The sequence below is a fragment of the Candidatus Neomicrothrix sp. genome (genome assembly GCF_035329545.1).
Classification (GTDB): Bacteria; Actinomycetota; Acidimicrobiia; order Acidimicrobiales; family Microtrichaceae; genus Microthrix; species Microthrix subdominans.
The window spans coordinates 35,030-52,363 of record NZ_DAOLGP010000018.1 but is presented as its reverse complement, the minus strand read 5'-3'; the positions used below and the strand labels follow the sequence as shown (position 1 = coordinate 52,363).

Genomic DNA, 17,334 nt, shown 5'->3' with positions numbered 1-17,334 from the left:
CCCGGTGCCCATCCGAGACTACCCCGGTGTGACGCCGACACCGGCCGGTCGTCGCCCGCTCCATCGAAAGGACGGTCGCCAGCCGGCCGAACGGGCTCAGGTGTTGCCGGTCGCCATCACCACCTGGGTGACGAACGCCGCCACAATCAGGACCCCGCAGATGACGGCGGCGATGATCAAACGCTTGGTGCTCACGCCGAGGCAGGTTAGTCAGCGGTCGGTTCGGCAGCTGAACCTCGACGGCGGTTGACTAGGCGGATGGATATTGCGATCACCGGATCCGGCGGGCTTATCGGCACCGCTCTGAGCAAGGCGTTGACCGATCGGGGCGATCGGGTGCTGTCGCTGACCCGGTCGGCCGACAAGGCCAAGGGCGACCCCGACGCCGCCTACTGGTCGCCCTCCTACGGCAGGATCGACGCCGGTGCGCTCGAAGGCCTCGATGCCGTCATCCACCTGGCGGGTGAGCCGATCGCCGACAAGCGCTGGACCGACGATCAGAAGGCCAAGCTGCTCAACAGCCGCACCGAGGGCACCACGTTGATCGCCGAAACGCTCGCCGGGCTGGCCCGCCCACCGGCCACGCTGCTGTCGGCGTCGGCGATCGGCTACTACGGCGATACCGGCCAGCAACTGGTGGATGAGACCTCGCCGGCGGGGTCGGACTTCCTCGCCAACATCTGCGTTGCCTGGGAAGCGTCGACCGCTCCCGCCGAGGCCGCGGGGATCCGCACCGTCCACCTGCGCACCGGCATCGTGCAGTCGACCCAGGGTGGCGCGCTGCAGAAGCAGCTGTTGCCCTTCAAGATGGGGCTGGGCGGCAAGGTGCTGCCCGGCACCCAATGGGTCAGCTGGATCACGATCGACGATGAGGTGGGCTCGATCATCCACGCTTTGGACACACCCGAGGTGACCGGCGCAGTCAACCTGGTGGCCCCCAACCCGGTGACCAACGCCGACTACGCGTCCACGTTGGGCAAGGTGTTGCACCGGCCGACGTTCATCATCCCGCTCATCGGACCGAAGGTGCTGTTCGGCTCGGAGCTGGCCGAGTCGCTGCTGAAGACCAGCCAGCGGATCGACGACGGCGTGCTCGAGCGGACCGGCTACCGCTTTGCCCATAGCGACCTGGAGGCCGGGCTGCGCAGCCTGATCGACGGGGACCGCTAGGACGGCGGGGCGCCATCGTCCAAACTGGGAGCGCCGGGCCGGGAAGCTCCCGCCGGGCAGGACGGAAACATGATGGTCGAGAAGACAGCCAAGGACCAGGTTTCGGTGTCGCGACAGATCGACGCCAGCCCTGAAGAGATCTTCGACGTATTGGCCCATCCGGCCCGCCACTCCGAGATCGATGGCTCCGGCACGGTGAAGGACAGCCGCGACGGCCAGCAGCTGCGCCTGTCCCCCGGCGCCAAGTTCTCCATGGACATGCGCCTCGGGTTGCCCTACCGGATCAAGAACACGGTGGTGGAGTTCGAGGAGGGCCGCCTCATTGCGTGGCGACACTTCGGCCGCCACATCTGGCGCTACGAGCTCGAGCCCGTCGACGGCGGCACCCTGGTGACCGAGACGTTCGACTGGTCGGGCGTGCCGGTGAAGGCCTACATCACCCTGATGAAGTGGCCGGAGCGTCACGAGAAGAACATGGCCGCCACGCTGGAGCGCCTGGCCGAGGTCACCGAAGACGGGGCCACCAAGGGCTAGCCGGTGAGTTTACCGAGCGCCGGCACCGACCCGGCCGACCGGCCCGGGGTGGCCGCCTTCGACTTCGACGGCACGCTCAGCGTGCGAGACACCCTCGTGCCGTTCCTCGTCGGCCTGGCCGGCCGACGGGCGATGGCGTCGCTGCTGGGCGGCTCCGGCGCCGAGCTGGTGCGCGGCCGAGGCCGCAGTCGCGACGCGGCCAAAACGATCGTGCTGCGGCGCGTGATGACCGGCCGCCCGGCGGTGGACGTGGCGGCGGCCGGCACGCGCTACGCAGCACGGCTGTTGCCCAGGCTGCGTCCCCACGGCCTCGAGCGGGTGCGCTGGCATCAGCAACGCGGCGACCGGGTGGTGCTCGTGTCCGCCTCGCTGGGCGTCTACCTACGACCCTTGGCCGACGAGCTCGGCCTGGACGGGGTCGAAGCCGTCGAGCTCGTCGTCGACGCTGACGGCCTGCTGACCGGCGCCATGATCGGACCCAACTGCCGGGGCCCCGAGAAGGTGGTGCGCCTCGACGGCTGGCTGGCCGGGGCAGGACTGGACCGCTCCAGCATCGAGCTGTGGGCGTATGGCGACTCGACGGGCGACGACGAGTTGTTGGCGGCGGCCGATCACGCCCATCGCTGCGGACGTCCACCGCGCAAATCGGGCGATCGCCGGGGTGTCCGCATCACCGGGTGACGGCGGCTACTCGATCACCGGCTTGACGTCGGTCAGGCCGATGTACACCGGGCCCGATTTCAGAGCGATCGGGTTGCCGGCATCGTCGGTCAGGTGCCAGGTGTCGTCCGGGTTGGCGCGGGACCAGGTGCCGTGGATGTAGTCCCGGCCGGTCATCACCCACGCTTCGCCTCCGCCAGTGGACGCCGCCTCGGGCGACCGGTCGTCGGCCGGCGACGGTGGGTACCCGGTGCCCAGGATCACCACCGAGGTGCGCCCGATCTGGTAGCCGGTGTCCTTGTCGATGTGGGGGCGGCCGTGCTGGAAGCGAAGCCACATCTGGGAGGTGTCGTCCCACTGCCACCAGGAGTGCGACTGGCCGATGTCGACCGACACCTTCACCGGTTGCCCACTCACCGTGTTGACCCCGGCGCCGGCGCCCACGAAGTCGGTCTGCCTCCTCGGTGGCAGGGCCTCTGCGCCACGCGCGGCGATCCAGCCCGGGCGGTGGCCGTAAAAGTTGTGCGGCTGTTGTCGGTCGTCGCTGCGGAAGAAGGAGCCGACCGCGTTGCGGTTGAGCATGCGCACCAACGTGCCGTCCGTCTCCCGGGCCTCCATCATCGCCATCACGTAGTCGTTACCGCCCGAGAACACCAGCATCGGCCGGCCCAGGCTCTTGATGATCGGCGGATCGGCGGTGCGCCCCGATCGGATCGGCCCGATCACGTCGGCCGCCCGGGAGTGGTACACGGCGATGAACCGGCTGACATCCTCGGCGCGGAGCTCGTAGATCAGGTCGGCACGATGCAGGTTGGTATGAGGATCGACCTCGGGGGCGTTGGACACCTTCACCGCGACCGCCGGCCCGGCAGCGCCCTCCGGCGAGTCGAAGCCCAGGTTGGTCAGCGGAGCACAGCACCCCTGGGGCCACGGCTCGGGCGGCAACACCGGCAACAGCTGGGGCCCCGCCTTGTCGCCGGAATCCGTTCCGATCGGCACCTCCTCGACGTCTGTGACGGGCGCGACGGCCTGGGTGGTCGACGTGACCTCCTCCGGGACGCTCGACGGCGCCGAAGCCTTCTTCGAGGTACCGCTGACGCCCTTGGACGTCGACACGATGCGTCGACGAGCGATGGGCGTCTCGTCATTGGTCGAGACGGTGGAATCATCGCCCGTGCGCAGGACCAGCACCCCGGCCACCGCAGCGACGACGACGATCGGTGCAAGGAAGGCCAGTTGCCGGGGTGACATCGAGCGGACGGCCGCCCACAGTCGACCCATCGTGTCGCCCACCGTCGAGCGAAGGCGATCGATCACTGGCTACGTGACGGTGGGGGCCGTGGTGACCAAACCGACGTAGATCGGGCCTCGCTGCAGGCCGATCGGACGCCCGTTGAGGTCGTTCATCTGGAACGTTGCCGTATCTGCGCCTCGGCTCCAGCTGCCTTGGGTGACGGTCTGACCGGTCAGCACCCACACCTGTCCGGAGGCCGCGACGCCCGGCTGCGTGGGGTACGTGACCGCTTCCAGGCTTCCGAAAGACTGCTGGTAGGCGGTGGTCATCACGATCACGGAGCTGCGACCGATCTGGGAGCCGTCGGTCTTGTTGATATGGGGCCGCCCGGACTGGAAGCGCACCCACTGCTTTGACGCGTCGTCGAAGACAAAGCCCGATCGCTGGCCGGCCACCTGCAGGTCGACGCGGCGAGCGGGTGTGGCTCCGGCGTTCTGCTGTCCATCCGCGAGGAACGCAAACTGGGGGTTGGGCGGGTAGGTGTAGGGGGCGTACTTCTGCACCAGGTTGTTGCGGCTGACGAACAGGTTGTAGTCGGTCGCTTTGGGGGACGTTCGGAAAAACTGGGGCGAACCGTCCTGGTTCTCTTGGGCGTGAACCAGCCATCCCTCCTGCTGGCGCAGGTCAACCCTGGCCTGCACGCCCTCGTTGGCTCCCGCGTAGGCCAGGATCGGGCGCCCCAGCGGCGCCAGCAGTGGCAGGTCGCCGCTGCGCGCCGACCGGACGGCGCCGATCGTGTCGACATTCCGGGAGTGATACACCGCCAGAAAGCGACTGGCATCCCCGATTTGGTGGGCTGGTTCCTCGTAGATCAGGTCGGCCATGTGCAGCCCGGTCTGTGGGTACGCTTTTGGGGCATTGGACACCTTGACCGCCAACGCCGGCCCGCCCTGACCGAATGGTGAGTCGACCCCCAGACCGGTGAGCGGGGCGCAGCGACAGCCCTCCGGCCAGGCGACCGGCGGCACCGGGCCGATCAGCCCCGCGGTGAGGTCGACAGGGGTCGGCTGGCCGGGCTCGGGCGCACGCAGTTGATCGGATTCGCCTGGCGGGGCTGTCGGCACCGGGTCGACCGGGCCCTGGTCCTGGGGAAAGACCTGCGCATCGGCCTTCGCCTTGGCGTCGACCTTCGCCTTCTTGGCATTGGCGGCCGCATCGGCCTTGGCCTTTGCATCCAAGGCGTCGCCCATGCCTCGGGACGTGGAGACCAAACGTCGCGCCGGGACGGCCACGTCGTCTCGGGTCTCCACCTTGGCGGGGTCGGTGCGGTTCGATGCCATGGCGATGCCTGCCACCAGTGCCACCGCCACCACTGGGCTGGCCGCGAGCGCACGCCGAGAGGTGACAGCTGTCGCCAAACCCTGAGGAAGCTTGGCGATGAAGTCTGGCAGCGCCACCCTGAACCTCCTAGGTCGGACTAGTGGATGCTAGCCCGACCACCCTGGCATTGGAATGAACGAATGCGAGGGGGCCGGGCCGGCGCATCGCTGGTCCCGCTACTACTTGGGCTGCATCCGGGTGCCGGCGTCGAGGCGCACCGTCTCGGCGTTGAAGTACGAGTTGGTGATCATCTCGACGGCGAGCGAAGCGAACTCGGACGAGAAGCCGAGGCGCTTGGGGAACAGCAGGTTGGCCGCCAGCTTCTCCTTGAACTGCTCGGAGGCCTCGCCGGTGCCGTAGATCGGGGTGTCGAACAGACCGGGGGCGATCGTGTTGATGCGAATACCCGAGGCGGACAGGTCGCGTGCAACCGGCAGGGTCATGCCGACGACGCCGCCCTTGGAGGCGGAGTAGGAGGCCTGGCCGATCTGGCCGTCGAAGGCCGCCACCGATGCGGTGTTGACGATGGCGCCACGCTCGCCGGACTCGTTGGGCTCGGTCTGGCTCATCGCCGTCGCCGCCAAGCGAATGGCGTCAAAGCTGCCGATCAGGTTGATCTCGATCACCTTCTTGAAGATGTCGAGGTCGTGGGCCGAGCTGTACTCGCCGTCGCGCCCGATGGTGCGGGTGGCCCAGCCGATGCCGGCACAGTTCACCAGCGCCCGGACGGGGCCGAGCTCCTTGGCGGCCTCGACGGCGGCGATGATCTGGTCGGTGTCGGTCACGTCGGTGGCGACATAGACGCCACCGATCTCCTTGGCCAGCGCCTCGCCGGCCTCGGCCTGGCGGTCCAGGTCGCAGACGACAACCTTGGCGCCCTTGTCGGCCAGCGCCTTGGCGGTGGCCTCTCCGAGGCCAGAGGCCCCACCGGTCACGAGTGCGGAAGCTCCGTTGATGTCAAGCATTCGAACATCGTAGGGAGCGAGGCCGCCCGCGCGCAGATTGAGGCCTCCGACGGTCGCCCCCGGACGCCCGGCTCGACCCCAAACCCACCGAACCGGGGAGCCCAAACAACCGCCAGACGGGCCACCCCACTCCCGAGTTGCAAGCGGGCTGCGAACCGGGGAGCCCAAACGACCGCCAGACGGGCCACCCCACTCCCGAGTTGCAAGCGGGCTGCGGACCGGGGAGCCCAAACGACCGCCTGACGGGCCACCCCACTCCCGAGTTGGCTGTTTAGGCGGGCGAGCCCCAGCCGGCGCCCCCGGGGGTGAGCATGCGGATCACGTCACCGGTTTCGAGCTGCAGGGTGCACTTGCCGGGGAGCCGTCGGGCCTGCGCCTCGTCGCCGCCGGGCAACAGCCAGTTCTCGCCCACGGCCCCGTCACCTCCGCCCGCCCTGCCGTGGGGCGCCACCTCTCGTCGCTCGCAGATCAGCGACACGGTGACCGGCTCGAGCACCTCCAGCTCACGCTCGATGCCCTCGCCTCCCGCAGCGAGCCCGGTTCCCCCACTCCCCCGGCGCAGGCGGTAGCGCCGCACCCGCACGCCCAACGCCCGCTCGGTTGCTTCCACAGGCGTGTTCAGCGTGTTGGTCATCGCCGTGTGCACACCGGACATGCCGGGTCGAGCCTTGGCGCCATCGGCCACCGGTCGACCGCCCTGTCCGCCACCGACCGTCTCGTAGCTCACCCAGCCGTCGCCGCCCAACAGGATGCTGTTCATCGTCCCCTGAGAGTCGGCGGGAACCCGATCGGGGAATGCACCGGCCAGCGCACCCAGCGCCACGTCGGCCACCCGCTGGCTGACCTCCACGTTGCCCGCCCCGACCGCAGTTGGCGCCAGCGCATCGGTCACCGTGCCGGGACGGGTGATCACCTGCAGCCGGCGGAGCGTGCCGCCGTTGGCGGGGAGGGTCGGATCGAGAATCGACCGCAAGGCCCAGAACGTCGCCGAGACCGTGACCGCCTTCGGCGCCCAGACGTTGCCCGGCGCCGAGGCACCGCATTGCGAATAGTCGAACGTGGCGCTGGAGCCATCCAAACGGAGCCGCACCCTCACCGGCACCGGTCTGCGCTGCGACGGCGCCGGCCCGGACGAGTCCATCACGTCGTCGTAGCTCCACTCCCCCAGGGGCGCCGCCGCCAAAGCGGCGGCCACCGTGCGCTCACCGTGGTCGAGCACCTCCTCGAAGGCACGAGCCGCCACGGCCGCGCCGCCCAGCTCCTCGACGATGACCGCCAGGCGCCTGGCCGCCACGCGGTTGGCGCCGACCTGGGCGTCGAGGTCACCCCGGCGCTCCTCCGGGGTACGACTGTTGGCCGAGATGAGGCGGGCCACCTCGGAGGTGAACACCATCGGCGGGATGCGCAGCCCCTCCTGGGCGATGTGAGTGGCCTCGGCGGGCAACGAGCCCGGCGCCGCGCCGCCGACATCGGCGTGGTGGGCCCGAGTCGCTACCCAGCCGACCAGCGTTGCCTCGGCATCGCCGGTCATCGAGGTGCCGCCGACCACCCCCGCCCGAACCCCCTCGGAGGTGGTGGCCCCGGCGGGCCCTGCAACGTAGACGGGAGCAACCAGCGTCAGGTCGTTCAGGTGGGTGCCACCGGCGAACGGGTCGTTGACCACCGCCTGGGTGCCCGGGGGCAGCGGGCCCAGAGCGTCGATCACCGCCGCCACCGCCGCCGGCATCGACCCGAGGTGAACCGGGATGTGCTCGGCCTGCACCAGCAGCTCACCGGGTGCGGTGAACAGCGCCACCGAACAGTCGGCGCGCTCCTTGATGTTGGGGCTGAACGCGGCCCGCCGCAGCACGGCACCGGCCTCGTCGGCCACCCCGGCGAGCCGTGCCAACAGCACCGCCAACGCCGCACTGTCGAGGCTGCCGTGCCATCGATTGCCGGCCTCCGGAGCCGAGCCGCTAGGGCCGGCATCAGTGTCGGCAGCCACGCCAGCATCCGCACCGATACTCCCATCCGCTGTCACCGCAGCATCCGCTGTCACCGCAGCATCCGCTGTCTCCTCGGTGATGACCAGCGCGCCCAGGGGGCCGGGCCGACCGGTCCAGCCTTCAGGGATCCAGACGGTGTGATCGGCGGCCGGCACCGACACCGGGCCGGACACCACCTGATCGCTGACCGCATCGGCACGCTCCAGCAGCTCGATCGGGCCGACCGGCGATCGCCGCTCGCCGAAGGCCCGGAGGGCGATGACCTCCACCGGGGTCTGCGGCAGCGAAAAGCCGTTGCGCTCCTCGTGGACGGTCCCGAAGCGTTGGACGTCGTCGACCTCGATCTCGTGGCCCTGCCCGGCGTACCGACACGACAGCACCGAGGCAACCTCGATGGGACGGTCGGCTTCACCATCGTCAACCTCGGCACGGTCGACTTCGGCACGGTCGGTCGCACCGGAATCGTGCTCGAACTCGGCTCGAACCCGGTCCTCCAGGGCGCGCCTCGCCTCGGCGAGCCCGTCGTGGTCGTGAGGGGTCGGCCACGAATGAGTCAGGTCGTGACGCTCGGGAGCGCCCACGATGCCAACCGCCGACAACACCCCAGCGAGCGGCGGCACGATGACCGCCGCCATGCCCAACAATCGGGCCAGGTCACAGGCATGCAACGGCCCGGCGCCACCGAAGGCGACCAGGGCCAAACCAGACGGGTCGACACCGCGGGCCACGCTGACGCTGCGCAGCGCGCCCTCCATGTTGGCCGTGACCACCGCCAGGGCCCCTTCGGCTTCGATGCCCTCCCGGGCAAACGCCTGGGAGGCTCCCCCGCCGTCGAGCGAGCCCAGCGCACCGTGACCCTGAGCGGGGATGCGGCCCAGCACCACGTTGGCGTCGGTCACCGTCGGCTCGATGCCACCTCGTCCGTAGGCGACCGGGCCCGGCTGTGCGCCGGCCGACCGGGGGCCGACCGTGACCGCTCCGCCGGCGTCGGTCGACACGATCGACCCTCCCCCCGCCCCGACGGTGACCACATCCAATGACGGCATCCGCACCGGGTAGCCGACGAGGTCGCGGTCGACCGCAGGCGCCGGGTCGCCGTCGAGGATGAGGCAGACGTCGGTCGAGGTGCCACCCATGTCGAAGGAGATCGCATCGGGGAACCCACAGGCGCTCGCCACCACCGCTGCAGCCCGAACCCCGCCTGCCGGTCCGGACAGCGCCAGCCCGGCAGGGGCGGCGGCCGCGTCGCCCAACGGCCACAGGCCTCCCGCCGACGTCATCACCCACAACCGTTCGGCCAACGGCGCCAGCCCTTCCAGGTAGCGACGCACCCGGGGTCGCAACGCGGCGTTCATCACGGTGGTGGAGGCCCGCTCGTACTCTCGGAACAGCGGCGACAGCTCGTGGCTGGCGGTGACGTCCCAGCCCGCCTCCCGGTAGGCCTGAGCGACCAGTTCCTCATGTTTCGGGTTCAGGTCGGAGTGTAGGAGGCACACGGCGAGCGCCTCGACGCCACCTGGGATGTCGGGCAGCGCTGCGACCTCCGGGGCGAGCTCCACCTCGCCGGTCGGTGACAGGCGTTCGGCGACGTCCAAGCGGTCGCGTCGGGCGACCAGGGGCGGAGGCCGGTCGGCGAAGTGGTCGGCCAGGGAGGGGCGGTTCTGTCGGCCGATCTCGATCAGGTCGGCAAACCCGGACGTGCCGAGCTGGGCCACCCGGGCCAGCGTGCCCTCGAGCACCGCGTTGGTGGCCACCGTGGTGCCGTGGGCCAGGTGCAGGGGCGCCGGATTGCCGGGGTCCGCCCTGAGGTCGCCACGGGCGAACGCTTCGGCTCGCAGGCGCTCGACGCCCTCCCGGATGGCAGCGCCAGGATCGGCCGGCGTCGACGGCAGCTTGACGATCGACCCGTCGGGTCCAACCAGGTCGGTGAACGTGCCGCCGGTATCCACCCCGATGTGCCACGCCGACCGTTCCGCCACGCCTCCGAAGCTACTGCCGAGGACGCGCCGGCCGGTGCCCAGAGCGCCACCGGAACCCACCGTCAGACGGCTCAGGACCAGCAGTGTCCCCCATGCACAACGCGAAGTGAGGTTCAACGCACATGGCGCCACCGTGGGTTTGAATGGACCGATGGGGCTCTCCACCGCAGTGACCACCTGTCCGCTCTGCGAGGCGATGTGCGGCCTCGAGCTGTCGCTTGATGGCGGACGTGTGACCCGCATTCGCGGCGATCGCGACGACGTGTTTTCCGGCGGTTATCTGTGCCCCAAGGGCACCACCCTCGGGCGGCTTCACGACGACCCCGACCGCTTGCGTGCTCCGGTGCATCAGCCCAATGCCCGCAGCGCCGCCGCCGGAGCGGCCCAACCGGTCACCTGGACCGAGGCCTGGCACCTCACTGAGGAGTTGCTGCGCACTGCGATCGACACGCACGGGCGCGACAGCGTGGCGATCTACCTGGGCAACCCCAACGTGCACCACCTGGACGGCACCCTGTTCGCCAAGCCGCTGATCCGGGGCCTCGGAAAGCCCAAGGTATTCTCGGCCAGCACGGTTGACCAGCGCCCCAAGGAGGTGGCCTCCGGGCTGATGTTCGGTACCACCCTGTCGGTGGCGGTGCCCGATATCGACCGCACCGACCTGGTGGTGCTCATGGGGGCCAACCCGCTGGAGTCCAACGGCAGCCTGGCCACGGCACCCGACTGGCCGGGCCGGCTGGCCGCCGTACGCGATCGTGGCGGCCGGGTGGTGGTGATCGACCCGCGCCGCACCAAGACGGCGCGGGCAGCCGATACCCACCTGGCCATCCGCCCCGGGGCCGATGCGCTGTTGCTCGCAGCGGTCGTCACCGAACTGGAGCGAACCGGTCGGGTCGATCCGGGCCACGCTGGGGAGTGGACCGTCGACCTCGACGAGGCCATCGCCTCGCTGGCGGCGTTCACCCCCGAGTCGGTCGCCGTCCGCTCTGGGGTGAGCCCAGACGAGATCCGCTCGTTGGCGGCGCAGCTCGCCGACGCCAAGTCGGCGGTGGTCTACGGCCGCATCGGCACCACCACCCAACGCTTTGGCACGCTGGCCAGTTGGCTGGTCGATCTGGTCAACCTGTGCACCGGCAACCTCGACCGAGCCGGCGGCGCGATGTTCACCAAGGCCGCCGCCGGCGCCGCCAACACCCGGGGCACCCCCGGCGTCGGTCGTGGCGTGCGCATCGGCCGCTTCGCCTCCCGGGTGCGCGGCCTGGGCGAGACGATGGGCGAGCTGCCGGTGGCGGCGCTGGCCGAGGAGATCGACACCGACGGCCCCGGCCAGATCAAGGTGCTGATCACGGTCGCCGGCAACCCGCTGCTGTCGACTCCCAACTCGGCGCGCCTCGAGGCGGCGATGGAACACCTGGAGCTGATGATCTCGGTCGACCCCTACGTCAACGAGACCACCCGCCACGCCGACATCGTGTTGCCCCCGCCCTCGCCGATACAGCGACCCCATTACGACCTGGCCTTCACCCAGCTGGCCGTGCGCAACGTGGCCAACTACTCCCCACCCGTCATGGAGCGCGACCCCGACACGCCCGAGGAGTGGGAGATCCTGGCCCGGCTGGCAGCCTTTGCTCAGGGCTTGGGACCCGAGGCCGACCCGGCCGACGTGGACGACCTGATGATCACCACTCTGGTCGGCGCCGCCGTCGCCGACGAGACCGGGCCGGTGCACGGCCGGGACGCCACCGATCTGCTCGCCGAGCTGGCTCCCCGCACCGGACCCGAGCGCATGCTCGACCTGATGCTGCGGATTGGCCCGTACGGTGATGCCTTCGGCGCCGTCACCGAGCCGGTGCCGCTGGGGCTCGACGAGGAGGGCCGTCCCATCTCGGTTCCGCCGCTCAGCCTGAACGAGCTGGAGGCCCATCCCCACGGGGTCGACCTGGGCCCGCTTCAGCCTCGCCTGCCCGAGGTGCTGCGCACCCCGTCCGGGCGGATCGAGGCCGCACCTCCCGAGATCGTTGCCGACGTGCGGCGACTCACCGCACTGCTCGACGACGGGGAGGACGGCTCCCTCGTCCTGGTTGGGCGTCGCGACCTGCGCTCCAATAACTCCTGGATGCACAACGTCGAGGTGCTCGTCAAGGGCAAGGAGCGCTGCACCCTGCACATCCACCCCGACGATGCCGCGCCGCTGCGGCTGACGAACGGCGAGCTGTGCGTGGTGTCGTCGCGGGTAGGCCAGTTGGAGGTACCGGTGGAGCTGACCGAGGACATCGCCCCCGGAGTGGTGTCGCTCCCCCACGGCTGGGGCCACAACCAGCCCGGCACCCGGCTGGCGGTGGCCAACGAGCGCGCCGGGGTGAACTCCAACCTGCTCACCGACGAGGACGACGTCGAGGCGATCACCGGCACCGCCGTGCTGTCCGGCATCCCCGTCGAGGTCGCCCGGGCCTGAGGTCGATCCACGCTCGGACGGAAGGGATGGCCGCCCACAGCGATCGCACCCAAGCCGCCTCTGGGTGTGATTGCTGTGGCCCGTCCCACAGCAATCACACCCAGTTGGACCGTGGGTGTGATTACTGAGGGGGCCCGGGGGACGAAGCCAGACCGGAGATCGGCTACGGAAGGGCGGACAGGTCGAGGTCCCACACCTCGTCACCCAGACGGCCGAAGCGGCGCAGTAGCGCCCGACCCTCGGTCGTGTCGCCCCGTCGGACGAGCAGCGCCCCGTCGGCCACCTTGGCCAGCCAGCCGTCGCGTCGAGCCAGCGCTTGGCTGCGACCGTCGGCGTCGGACGGGGCCTTCGATTCGAGCACGACCGTGTCGGCCACCCGCCCCAGCAACTCGGCGAACGCGGAGCGGTCGGCCGAACGCAGCGTCGCCTGCGGGTCGGGCCACGGCAACACCGCCACCACGGCGATCCCGGCGTCGAGGGCCACCTGCGCTCCGATCGCTTCGGGCCCAGGGCGCAACCCGGACAGCACAACCAGGTCGGGATGAAACTCGCCCTGGGCGGAAAGGATCTTGGCCAGCTGGCTGCGCGCCGCCGCCAACGACCGGGCGTCGAGTCGACGGATGCCGGAGACGGCATAGCGATACCCATCGGGGGCGCGCCGATCGGCGCTGCGACCGGTCGGCGCCTCATCGGTGGTGACAGCCGTTGAGGCATCGACGCTGGCGGGATCGGAGCCTGCTCCGTCGGCGGAAGACCCGCCTCCCGATTCGGAGACCGCGATGATCGTTGCCACCGCGGCGGGAGCAGAGCCGGCGGCGGCGGAGTTGGCTCCGCCGGCGGAGTTGGCTCCGCCGGCGGAGTTGGAGCCTCCGGCGGCGACCGTTGCAGCCGCCTCGGTGGCCAACCGGTCGGCCTCCTCGTTCATCGGATCGCCGGCGTGGCCCTTCACCCAGCTGAAGGTGACCTGGCCGTGCGCAGCCACCTCGTCGACGAACGGCTTCCACAGGTCCTGGTTGGCCACCGGCTCCTTCTTGGAGTTCTTCCAGCCCCGGCGCAGCCAGCCGTCGATCCACCCCTCGTTGAACGCCGACACGACGTATTTGGAATCGGACACCACCTCGACCGCACCGGGGTGCGCCGCCACCGCCTGACGCGCCGCTTGGAGTTCCATGCGCTGGTTGGTCGTGCCCCGTTCGCCTCCGGAGTCACACTCGCCGCGCTCGTCCACCCACCCCCAACCGCCGGGGCCCGGGTTGCCGAGGCAGGCCCCGTCGGTCCAGACGCGAACCACGTCAGAGGGTCCAGGGCGGATCGACGTCGGCGTCGATGCCGAAGCGGTCGATCGCCTTCATTGCCAGCGAGGCCTCGATCGTCCCGCTGCGGGACATGGCCGACAGCACACCGACGACCACGTGGGCGGCGTCGGTCTCGAAAAAGCGCCGCAGGTGGGCGCGGTCGTCGGAGCGTCCGAATCCGTCGGTACCCAGCACGGTCAACGGCCGGGGCACCCAGCGGACCACCTGATCGGCCCACGACGACAGGAAGTCCGAGACCGCCAACACCGGCCCCTCGCCCTCGGACAGCAGCTCGGTAATGAGCGGCGTCCGCTCGGGCGACTCCGGATGCAGTCGGTTCCACCGCTCGACTGCCAGCGCCTCCCGACGCAGCTCGTTGTAGGAGGTGGCCGACCACAGGTCGACCCCGACGTCGTAGTCCTCCGCCAGGATCCGCTGAGCCTCGACGGCCGCCGACCAACCCGTGCCGGAGTACAGGACCGACCCGCGGTGGGTCGCTTCGGGGGCGGCATGGCTGCGGTACAACCCGCGAGTGACCCACTCGGTCAGCTGCTCGATGCCGCCCTCGGCCTCGGGGGCCGGCGGCATCTCGTAGTTCTCGTTGTACAGGGTGAGGTAATAGAAGACGTCCTCGCCGCCGGCGGGGTCGCCGGCGGTCGACGCCGGGTACATCCGTGCGAGGCCGTCCTTGATGATCAGGGCCATCTCCCAGGCGAACGCCGGGTCGTAGGCCCGGCAGTTGGGCACGGTCGAGGCGAGCAGTTGGCTGTGCCCGTCGGTGTGTTGGAGCCCCTCGCCCTCAAGCGTGGTGCGACCGGCGGTCGCCCCAAGCAGAAACCCGCGAGCCCGGGCGTCGCCGGCGGCCCAGATCAGGTCGCCGACCCGCTGGAAGCCGAACATCGAATAGAAGATGAAGAACGGCAGCATCGGCACGCCGGTGGTGGCATAGGAGGTTGCCGCGGCGGTCCACGACGCCATGGACCCGGCCTCGGTGATGCCCTCCTCGAGGATCTGGCCTTGGGCCGACTCGACGTAGGACAACAACAGGTGGTGGTCGACCGGCTCGTAGCGCTGACCCTGCGCGGCGTAGATCTCCAGCTCGCGGAACAGCGCGTCCATCCCGAAGGTCCGGGCCTCGTCGGGCACGATCGGCACCACCCGATCACCGACCGTCTGATCCCGGGCCAAGCTGCGCAGCAGCCGGGTGAATGCCATCGTCGACGACACCTGCTGGCCGTTCGAACCCGACAGCAGCTCGTCCCACGTGTGGCCCTCCACTGCACCGAGGCCGCGACGCACGGGCAGCGAGCGGGCGGGCAGCGGCCCGTCCAGGTTGCGCCGACGTTCCATCAAGTAGCGGTGTTCGGGCGAATCCTCGCTGAAACGCAGGTACGGCGGATCACCGTCGGCGATCGCCTCCTCCGAGACGTCGGACTCGAGGTGCAGACGTTGGCGCAGTTCGCGCAGCTGCTCGGTGTCCATCTTCTTGATCTGGTGGGTGGAGTTCCGGCCCTCGACCTTCGACCCGAGCGCCCAACCCTTCACCGTCTTGGCCAGGATCACCGTCGGGGCACCCGCCATCTCGGTGGCCGACCGGTAGGCGGCGTACACCTTGGAGTAGTCGTGGCCGCCGCGGGGCAGGCTCTGGAGTTCCTCGTCGGACAGGTGCTCGACCAGCTTGCGCAGCCGGGGATCCGGCCCGAAGAAGTGCTCGCGGATGTAGGCACCCGATTCGGTGGCGTAGCGCTGAAACTCACCATCGACCGTCGTGTTCATCTTCTCGAGCAACACCCCGTCGACGTCATTGGCCAACAGCTCGTCCCAAGCGGCCCCCCAGACAACCTTGATGACGTTCCACCCGTTCCCCCTGAAGACACCCTCCAACTCCTGGATGATCTTGTTGTTGCCGCGCACCGGCCCATCGAGACGCTGCAGGTTGCAGTTGATCACCCAGGTGAGGTTGTCGAGGCCCTCGCGTGCGGCCAGGTTGATCGCCCCCAGGGTCTCGGGCTCGTCGACCTCACCGTCGCCAAGGAAGGCCCACACCCGCGAGTTGGACGTGTCGTCGATGCGCCGGTTGTGCAGGTACCGATCGAAGCGTGCCTGGTAGATCGAGTTGATCGGCCCCAGGCCCATCGACACGGTGGGAAACTGCCAGAAGTCACCCATCATGTGGGGGTGGGGGTAGCTCGTCAGGCCCCGCCCCGAACGGTCGGGCGTGTCGATGTCGAGGCGGAAACGGTCGAGGTCGGCCTCGTCGAAGCGACCCTCGAGGAAGGCGCGTGCATAGATGCCCGGCGAGGCGTGACCTTGGATGTAGACGTGGTCGCCGGGCGTACCGTCGGCCTGTCCCCGGAAGAAGTGGTTGAAGCCCACCTCGTAGAGCGCAGCGGAGGATGCATAGGTGGCCAGGTGTCCGCCGATGCCCGGCGAGGCCCGGTTGGCGCGGATCACCATCGCGACCGCGTTCCAACGGATGAATGCCCGAATGCGCCGCTCCATCTCGAAGTCGCCGGGAAACCACGGCTGAACGTCGGTGGGGATCGTGTTGATGTAGGGCGTCCACACCGATGCCGCCACCCCCAGCTGACCGGCATGCGCCGCCTCACCCAGACGGGCAAGCAGGTATCGGGCCCGCGCCTTGCCCCGGTGCTCGACCACCGCCTCCAGCGAATCGAGCCATTCCTGGGTCTCGCCAGGGTCGATGTCGGGCAGCTGGTGCGAGAACGCATCGTTGAGCATCGGAACTCCTCGTCGTTGCGGGCGTGAGGCCAGACTACGGCGCTCGGCTTGGGAGTGGGTCCACGAACCAGAGTGTCGGAGGGTCCACCGCTGCGTTTGGTGTACCCGACTAGGACTGCAGCGACCGGGAGGTGCGCGACAGCCAGCCGGTGAGCATCGCCACCGCCCGGGGGTCGTGGCGCAACTCGTGCCCGGCCCCCTCGATCAGGCGAAACTCGGCGGTGCCGTGGGCGTCGGCCAGCGCCAGCGGGTCGACGGCCGGCACCACCTCGTCGGCCGAACCGTGCAACAAGAACAGCGGCCGGGAGGCCAGTTCGGTCACCCGGTCCAATGGGCGGGTGGAGCGCAGGGCACGCCCCCAGGCGTCCTCATCGGCGGGGAAGTCGTCGTCGCGGATCACCCCGACCAGCCGGGAGTGCTCCAGCAGGTCGCGGGGGTGTTTGGCCCAGTCGTCGAAGTCGGCCGGGGATCCGGCGGCGGCAACGCCCGCCACCTTGGGGTTGGACGCTCCCTCGCAAATGCACAGCGAACCGCCGGTGCCGAACCCGACGAGCCACACGTGGGCGATGCCCAAAGCGGCCACCTCGTCGATGGCGGCGGCAATGTCGTGCTGCCAACCGTCGAGGGAGAAGTCGCCCTCCGACTTGGCGCACCCCCGGAAGTTGATCGTCAACACCGGCCACCCGAGGGACTCGCTGAGGCGATCGGCCAGCTGGGGGAATGATTTACCGGAGTTCTCGGCACCGCGACCCTTGTTGGGGTAGCCGTGGCACAGCACGACCCCGTGATCCGACGGCCGTGGACCGGCCGGCGCTGCCAGATACCCGGCCAGCGACAGCCCTTCCGAGCTGAACCTCAGCCAGGCCACGGCCCAGCTCCGTTGACCGCCAGCCCGGCCCGGTCGAGCGACCTCGTGGCATCGAGTACCTGCGGGG

General features: G+C 69.9%; 11 protein-coding genes. 4 read left to right on the top strand and 7 right to left on the bottom strand.

The window, feature by feature from the left end:
• Window positions 1-258 precede the first annotated feature (258 nt).
• From PKD89_RS11400 to PKD89_RS11390, 3 genes are all read left to right on the top strand, one after another.
• Window positions 259-1,170, top strand: a complete 912-nt coding sequence (locus PKD89_RS11400) for a TIGR01777 family oxidoreductase (RefSeq protein WP_287379027.1) — start codon at window positions 259-261, stop codon at window positions 1,168-1,170.
• 72 nt (window positions 1,171-1,242) lie between these two features.
• Window positions 1,243-1,704, top strand: coding sequence for an SRPBCC family protein (locus PKD89_RS11395; RefSeq protein WP_289012035.1), 462 nt, complete (start codon window positions 1,243-1,245; stop codon window positions 1,702-1,704).
• A 3-nt stretch (window positions 1,705-1,707) separates the two neighbouring features.
• Entirely contained in the window at window positions 1,708-2,385 is a 678-nt protein-coding gene (locus PKD89_RS11390) for an HAD family hydrolase (RefSeq protein ID WP_324332446.1), read from the top strand.
• A 6-nt stretch (window positions 2,386-2,391) separates the two neighbouring features.
• Here PKD89_RS11390 and PKD89_RS11385 read toward each other — a convergent pair whose 3' ends face one another.
• The 4 genes from PKD89_RS11385 to PKD89_RS11370 all read right to left on the bottom strand — a co-directional run bounded on the left by PKD89_RS11385 (window position 2,392) and on the right by PKD89_RS11370 (window position 9,907).
• Window positions 2,392-3,681, bottom strand: coding sequence for a DUF3048 domain-containing protein (locus tag PKD89_RS11385; protein ID WP_289012034.1), 1,290 nt, complete (start codon window positions 3,679-3,681; stop codon window positions 2,392-2,394).
• A gap of 3 nt (window positions 3,682-3,684) precedes the next feature.
• Complete coding sequence (locus PKD89_RS11380) at window positions 3,685-5,055, bottom strand: DUF3048 domain-containing protein (protein WP_289012032.1); 1,371 nt, start codon at window positions 5,053-5,055, stop codon at window positions 3,685-3,687.
• Between the two features lie 102 nt (window positions 5,056-5,157).
• Window positions 5,158-5,943, bottom strand: a complete 786-nt coding sequence (locus PKD89_RS11375; RefSeq protein ID WP_287379032.1) for an SDR family NAD(P)-dependent oxidoreductase — start codon at window positions 5,941-5,943, stop codon at window positions 5,158-5,160.
• A gap of 271 nt (window positions 5,944-6,214) precedes the next feature.
• On the bottom strand, window positions 6,215-9,907 hold the full coding sequence (locus tag PKD89_RS11370) for a hydantoinase B/oxoprolinase family protein (RefSeq protein ID WP_289012031.1): 3,693 nt from the start codon (window positions 9,905-9,907) through the stop codon (window positions 6,215-6,217).
• A 151-nt stretch (window positions 9,908-10,058) separates the two neighbouring features.
• Between PKD89_RS11370 and PKD89_RS11365 the strand changes: the two genes are divergently transcribed.
• The gene (locus PKD89_RS11365) at window positions 10,059-12,362 is read left to right on the top strand and encodes a molybdopterin-dependent oxidoreductase (RefSeq protein ID WP_289012030.1); all 2,304 of its coding nucleotides are present in this window, start codon (window positions 10,059-10,061) and stop codon (window positions 12,360-12,362) included.
• Between the two features lie 163 nt (window positions 12,363-12,525).
• Here PKD89_RS11365 and PKD89_RS11360 read toward each other — a convergent pair whose 3' ends face one another.
• The 3 genes from PKD89_RS11360 to PKD89_RS11350 form a co-directional block, all read right to left on the bottom strand.
• A complete protein-coding gene (locus PKD89_RS11360; protein WP_287379035.1) occupies window positions 12,526-13,653 on the bottom strand; it encodes a ribonuclease H in 1,128 nt (375 codons plus the stop codon).
• Window position 13,654: 1 nt separating this feature from the next.
• Complete coding sequence (gene aceE, locus PKD89_RS11355) at window positions 13,655-16,399, bottom strand: pyruvate dehydrogenase (acetyl-transferring), homodimeric type (protein WP_289012029.1); 2,745 nt, start codon at window positions 16,397-16,399, stop codon at window positions 13,655-13,657.
• Between the two features lie 109 nt (window positions 16,400-16,508).
• A complete protein-coding gene (locus tag PKD89_RS11350) occupies window positions 16,509-17,267 on the bottom strand; it encodes an alpha/beta hydrolase family protein (RefSeq protein ID WP_287379037.1) in 759 nt (252 codons plus the stop codon).
• Window positions 17,268-17,334 lie beyond the last annotated feature (67 nt).